The organism is Noviherbaspirillum sp. (genome assembly GCF_035944575.1).
Lineage (GTDB): Bacteria > Pseudomonadota > Gammaproteobacteria > Burkholderiales > Burkholderiaceae_D > Noviherbaspirillum.
The window spans coordinates 1-5,084 of the sequence record NZ_DASZBA010000240.1; the positions used below are offsets into that span (position 1 = coordinate 1).

Sequence of the window (5,084 nt, forward strand, 5' to 3'; positions counted from 1 at the left end):
AAGCAAGCCTCTCCAGCGTCGCGAGTTGCTTTCGAATCCGGTCGTGGCAATGCTTCAGTACCGCGATCGGCTGGTCGAAGCCCGGTGCGGTGTCAAATAAGTCAGTCATGTTGTCATCCTTGTTTCTTGGTTCGTGCATTGCGCCAGGCAACCGGCACGCCGGCGCCGATCATCGCGCCCATGCTCCAGAATACCGCAGATAATCCAAGGGCGGCCCCGGCGCCTCCGAAGGCCAGTGGCAGGATCACCTGGCAGGCATTGCCGATGGTAATGCGCACACCGACCGCCTCCGCTGCACGGCCCGCAGGCGCCGCGTGATGCAGCAGCGCGAGCATGTTGGGTTGGCTGGAACCCACCGCCAGCCCAAGGATGGCTGCCACCGTCATCAATGAAAGCGGCTCGCGCATCAGCGGAAACAGGCCGTAGCACAGCACCGACAGCATCAGGGCGCTTACCAGCACCTGCCATTCCGAGAAGCGGCGGGAAATCCATGGCATGCCGAGCCGGACGACGAAGGTGGCGGCGGAGAAGCAGCCGAGTATCAATCCGATGGTCGACGCCGAGAATCCGAGGCGCGATCCGTGAATCGGCAGCACGAACGTAAACAGATCCCAGGCCGCCGAAAGCAGTGTTCCGACGAAATAGATGCGCCGCATGTCGGTATCGCGCAGGAGGTCGAGTGCGCTGGCGGCCATCGCGGGTTTTTGTTGCGGCGCCAGCGGCAGTTGGACCAGCCTCCCATGGGCGACAAGGCATAGCGATGCGACTGCGAAGCCAGAAAATACGGCATAGGAAATGTTGTACTGTGCCTGATCGATGACGAAGCCGGCGAACACCGGGCCGCAAAAGCCCGATACCGAATAGCCGAGCGCGAGCCAGCTGAAGTTGAGCGAGCGATTTCCCGCCGCGCTGATCGCGCCCACGCAATGCTGCGATGAAACCTGCACCGCCATGAATCCTGTGCCGATCAATATGGCTGCCAGATAAAGTACGGGCAAGCCACTGAACATGCTCGGCAGAACGCAGCCCGCGCTCATTGCCAGACAACCGCCGAGCATCGGTTTCATGATGCCGATACGGTCGACCAGGCGCCCTGCCGGGACGGCGAACATCATCGGAAAAAGCGAGAACAGCGCGATGAGGGTGCCGATGGTCAATTCGGACGCATGCAGGGACAGCGCATACAGGGACGTGGTGATGCGCGACCCGGCCAGCGCGATATGCGCCATCAATGACACCAGGATAAGTTGCAGAAGCGGAGCGGAAGGGAACACGATTCAACGATACCGAAGGTGCAAAAAGAAAGCGACAAAAATGTGCTGTGAAAGAACATTTGCGTTGCTCTCCGTTAAAATGGCGGCATGAGCACTGTCCTTCCCCTGAATCCCTATTTGTCTTCTTCGCAAGAAGAGATCGATTTCGACCGTCGCTTCGGCGGCATCGCCCGTCTTTACGGCGAAGGCGCGCTCGCCCGTTTTCGCGATGCGCATGTCTGCGTCATCGGTGTTGGCGGGGTCGGTTCGTGGATTGTTGAAGCGCTGGCAAGAAGCGCCATCGGCCGCATCACGATGATCGACCTCGACAATGTGGCGGAGTCGAATATCAATCGCCAGATTCATGCGCTGACGGATACCCTCGGCAAGGCCAAGGTGACGGCGCTGGCAGAGCGGGTGGCGCAGATCAATCCTTATTGCCGCGTAACGGAAGTGGAGGACTTCATTGCGGAGGACAACCTTGCGCAAATGATCACGCCGGGGCGCTTCGACTATGTCATTGACGCGATCGACAACGTCCGGGCCAAGACAGCCCTCATCGCCTATTGCCGTACCAACAAAATGCGCCTGATCACCATCGGCGGTGCCGGTGGCCAAACCGATCCGACGAAGATCGAGATTCGCGACCTGTGCCGTACCGAGCAGGAGCCCTTGCTGGCGAAGGTACGCAAGCGTCTGCGGGCGCAGTACGGTTTTCCGCGTGGAACGAAAAACAAGTTCGGTATCGATGCGGTGTTTTCCACCGAGCCTTTGCGCTTCCCTGAAAGTGCAGGCGTATGCGGGATGGAAGACGGCGATGACAGCGCCGGTGTGACCGGGTTGAATTGCGCCGGCTTCGGCTCATCGATGGTGGTAACTGCTTCGTTCGGCCTCACTGCTGCAGCCCAGGTATTGCGCAAGCTTGCCGCGGATGCGGGTCAGAAAACGCCCGCCTGATCCGCCTGCAAGGACGACGTCAGGCTGCGTTTGCAGAACGCTCTTAAAGAACCGGGCTTGCACCTGGGCCGCGTTCATCTGCCGTACGCGTATTCTCCACCAGTGAACGACTATCAAGGACATGATAAGTCGGGCCTTCACTTGCGGTAACGGATTGCACCAATACCACTTGGTCAGCCCGCCATGCGATCGGCTCGAATACCATGTCCGACGGTGGCGCGGCATCCCGCGCAAGCGTTACATGCGGCTTGAAGCTGGAATGGCCATCGAAGCGGATGCCGTTTTCTTCCAATGCATTCACCAGGCTGCGTTGCAGATTGAATAACTCCTCCGGAACCTCATGCATTCCTGCCCATGCAATCCTGTTCTTGTTGAAATAGCTGACTCGATCAAGGTTCAGCATCATTGGTGAGACCGGCAATTCCGACAGGATGTCCTTCAACACCGGCAATACAGAAGCGGGTTGCTGCCCGAGAAAAGCAAGAGTGATATGCAGATTGGAGTACGGGACCAGCCGTCCATGTACGCCGGACTGTAATTGCATTAGCGAGGTGCGTGTCGCATCGTCGGGCCACAATGCGTAGAACAGGCGTAGTGAATCAGAAGAAGAGTTGGGCATAATGGTTTCCAGGGAAAGACTGCATGCATGGCAAGCATGCTTGATCAATTGGCTACCATATCATCGCGCATCGCATCCTGCATGAGCGGCGTCATGAAGCATTGCATAGCGCCGCGCCGCGATCGCGGAAACCGTCCTCGTCAACCGGTAAAAATTCCCATTCGTAACCGGTGGGTTTCAGATTGAGCTTCAACACGCCGAACGACGAATTGTCGCTGACCTCGCTATTGAACTTCCTGAACCAGAATGGCGTCAGTTCCGCACCACCGGTGCCGACGACGAATTGCCGCATTCCGCGCTTGCCGTCTTCCCGGCCATTCTCGTCCTGCGGTGCAAAGCGTTCATAGTCATGATCGTGGGAACTTAATACGACATCGGCACCTGCTTCCACGAGCAGCTTCCATGCGTCTTTCATCCGCGGGCTGCTGCCGTGCCCACCGGAGCTGAATAGAGGATGGTGCCAGTAGGCGAGCGTGCAGCGTGTCTTGTTCTTCTCCAGATCGGCTTTCAGCCATTCCATCTGCGCCTGATGTTCATTCGGTTTCAGATAGCTGTTCAGCGAGATCACATGCCAGCTGCCTAGCCTGAAGCTGTAGTAACCGCGCTGTTCCGGACCTGCGATCTCGTCGAAATAGCTGTAGTAGCCGACAGCCTTCGGGGTGTAATACTCATGATTGCCAGGCGTCGGGTAGGTACGTTTCTTGAAGCGTCCCCAGGTTGGCTCGTAACAGGACGTGAACTCGTCAAGCAAGCCGATCGGATAAGTATGGTCGCCGAGCGACAGCACCGCCGCCTCGGGATCATTAGCGAGCCGCGCTTCGATAAGCGCCGCGGTTTTGGCCGCGCCGCTGTTCGCCGGTTTTACCTTTTTGCAGTCGGCGATATCTCCGGCTGCATAGACGTTGACACCTTTGCCCGGAATCGATTCCGCGGGACCGCTGCCCAATGTCGAGGATTTGTCCGATTGACAGCCCGACAGGGCGAGAATGAAAGGCAATGAAAGGGCAAAGATGCCGGAAATAAAAAACTGATGGGAGATGGTGTTGCTGAGCATAACCTTGTGGCGTCTTGAATGTCGCGTAAGCGTATCGGTTTCATGACAGGCATGCAATCCGGGCTAATCCGGTCGATGGTTCAGCCATGTTATCAGGGCACGATCTCGCTCCGTGCGCAATCAGCTTGCGCAAAGCCAAGTATGCATGTCGGAGAAGATGAGGGTTGGCCGGCGCTGATCAGCGCTCCGGCATTGAAATGCTGAACGCACTTCATTTAGCGCTTGCCGGCCGTCCTGTTGATCAGGCGATCATCTGGTTATAGCCGGATGAAATAGTAGAGCGTTAAAACTCATGCTCGTCGAACGCGCGCTGCGCTCTCTCTTCGGCAGCCTCCATGGCAGCAGCTTCCGACCCGTAGTGCCCGACGGGAATATAAGTCTCGGCGACTTCCGGTTCCCGCGCGAGCCGGACATATACCTGCGCTTCGAATGTATCGTCCGGCTGCTTCACTGCGACGATGCGCGCAATATGGTCACCGTGCTGCAGGACACGGCCAGGAAGCTTGTCTTGGTGAAATCCTTCTCTTTGATAATAAGCCTGTTCCTCCAGGCCTTGAGTCAGATGGCTGCCGTCTCGTGGCGCACCGACTTGAGGAAGGGGAACGTTAACGTCTTCCACGGCGCGATCGATATCCTGCTGTCCGGGCGTCCTTTTGCCGCTGCCGATATCGGCTTCATTCGTCATGTGTCTGGATTCTTGGGCCATACATTTCTCCTTTGCATTGTGCAGTTCGGTGAAACGATATGACATTCAGATACAAAGACAATGGGATAGTTCTTTTGCCATGGATGTCTATCTTGCATCGCTCACCCGAACGCTCATGCGGCGGTTATGGCGTCCGATGTCGCGTCCTGTCGCTTGCCGTGACAAGTCGGCATCCCGACCCGTCTGCCGCTTTTCTTCGAGGACACACCATGCGCACCTTTATAGCAATCATTCTTCCCTTCATCGCATTCTTTACGATCGGTCGTCCCATAGCCGGTATCATCTGCCTGATTTTGCAAGTGACGCTGATCGGCTGGCTGCCAGCGGCGATCTGGGCCGTATTCGCGGTCCGCGAACATAAACGGGAAAAGGCATTTGAACGCCAGCTTTCCTCACGCGGATGATGCCCGGGGCCAGGGAAGCCGTGACAATATATAAGTTAAACAGGCAAGAACCGCGCAGCAACAAAAGCATCTAATCCGGTATCTCATCGAG

At 57.2% G+C, this 5,084-nt stretch carries 6 protein-coding genes and 1 pseudogene; 2 read left to right on the forward strand and 5 right to left on the reverse strand.

Annotated elements, in window-relative coordinates; genetic code table 11:
* Together VGU61_RS19290 and VGU61_RS19295 are read right to left on the reverse strand one after the other, a co-directional pair.
* Positions 1-109 (reverse strand): annotated as a pseudogene (locus VGU61_RS19290) (hemerythrin domain-containing protein); the annotation flags it as partial.
* Positions 110-113: 4 nt separating this feature from the next.
* Positions 114-1,274: an MFS transporter gene (locus VGU61_RS19295; RefSeq protein WP_326860902.1), complete on the reverse strand. Its 1,161-nt coding sequence runs from the start codon at positions 1,272-1,274 to the stop codon at positions 114-116.
* Positions 1,275-1,361: 87 nt separating this feature from the next.
* Here VGU61_RS19295 and tcdA point away from each other — a divergent pair, with 87 nt between their 5' ends.
* On the forward strand, positions 1,362-2,210 hold the full coding sequence (gene tcdA / locus VGU61_RS19300) for a tRNA cyclic N6-threonylcarbamoyladenosine(37) synthase TcdA (RefSeq protein ID WP_326860903.1): 849 nt from the start codon (positions 1,362-1,364) through the stop codon (positions 2,208-2,210).
* A 43-nt stretch (positions 2,211-2,253) separates the two neighbouring features.
* Here the strand turns inward: tcdA and thpR are convergent, their stop codons facing one another.
* From thpR to VGU61_RS19315, 3 genes are all read right to left on the reverse strand, one after another.
* Positions 2,254-2,829, reverse strand: a complete 576-nt coding sequence (gene thpR, locus VGU61_RS19305; RefSeq protein WP_326860905.1) for an RNA 2',3'-cyclic phosphodiesterase — start codon at positions 2,827-2,829, stop codon at positions 2,254-2,256.
* Between the two features lie 91 nt (positions 2,830-2,920).
* Positions 2,921-3,883: a metallophosphoesterase family protein gene (locus tag VGU61_RS19310; RefSeq protein ID WP_326860906.1), complete on the reverse strand. Its 963-nt coding sequence runs from the start codon at positions 3,881-3,883 to the stop codon at positions 2,921-2,923.
* 283 nt (positions 3,884-4,166) lie between these two features.
* Positions 4,167-4,589, reverse strand: a complete 423-nt coding sequence (locus tag VGU61_RS19315) for a hypothetical protein (protein WP_326860907.1) — start codon at positions 4,587-4,589, stop codon at positions 4,167-4,169.
* Between the two features lie 209 nt (positions 4,590-4,798).
* Between VGU61_RS19315 and VGU61_RS19320 the strand changes: the two genes are divergently transcribed.
* Positions 4,799-4,993 (forward strand): YqaE/Pmp3 family membrane protein, encoded by a 195-nt coding sequence (locus VGU61_RS19320; protein WP_326860908.1) that lies wholly within the window; start codon positions 4,799-4,801, stop codon positions 4,991-4,993.
* Positions 4,994-5,084: the final 91 nt, after the last annotated feature.

Excerpts from the sequence above, each read along its gene's own strand:
- thpR (WP_326860905.1), bottom strand. The coding sequence starts at position 2,829 with ATGCCCAACTCTTCTTCTGATTCACTACGCCTGTTCTACGCATTGTGG.
- VGU61_RS19315 (WP_326860907.1), bottom strand. The coding sequence starts at position 4,589 with ATGGCCCAAGAATCCAGACACATGACGAATGAAGCCGATATCGGCAGC.
- VGU61_RS19320 (WP_326860908.1), top strand. The coding sequence starts at position 4,799 with ATGCGCACCTTTATAGCAATCATTCTTCCCTTCATCGCATTCTTTACG.
- VGU61_RS19310 (WP_326860906.1), bottom strand. The coding sequence starts at position 3,883 with ATGCTCAGCAACACCATCTCCCATCAGTTTTTTATTTCCGGCATCTTT.
- tcdA (WP_326860903.1), top strand. The coding sequence starts at position 1,362 with ATGAGCACTGTCCTTCCCCTGAATCCCTATTTGTCTTCTTCGCAAGAA.